At 71.0% G+C, this 252-nt stretch carries 1 protein-coding gene; it reads right to left on the bottom strand.

Annotation, left to right across the window (positions count from 1 at the left end; translation table 11 throughout):
- On the bottom strand, positions 1-252 hold a 252-nt coding region (locus KVT32_RS30805; protein WP_217619507.1), incomplete at both ends, for a hypothetical protein.

Here is a 252-nt window from a genome sequence, read left to right as displayed (position 1 = left end):
GACCGTCTTGAAGCCGTGCACAAGGGGTTGGGCGAAATGCAGGCGCCGACGTTGGTCACCACCGCCACCTGGCAGCGGTCGAAGGCCAGCCCTTCGCGCAGCAGGCCGCCGCGCGCGGTCTCGAACACGGCCGCGTCGACGTCCGGGTGCAGCAGCACGTTGCGCGCGCTGCGCGGTCCGCTGCAGTCGCCGCTGTCGATGCGGCGCCCTTCGATGTAGACGCCGTCGGTGTTGGTCATGCCGGTGCGCAGG

Source organism: Achromobacter sp. GbtcB20, from assembly GCF_019091095.1.
In the GTDB taxonomy this organism is placed as follows: Bacteria; Pseudomonadota; Gammaproteobacteria; order Burkholderiales; family Burkholderiaceae_B; genus Achromobacter; species Achromobacter mucicolens.
This window is presented reverse-complemented; position numbering and strand designations above follow the sequence as displayed.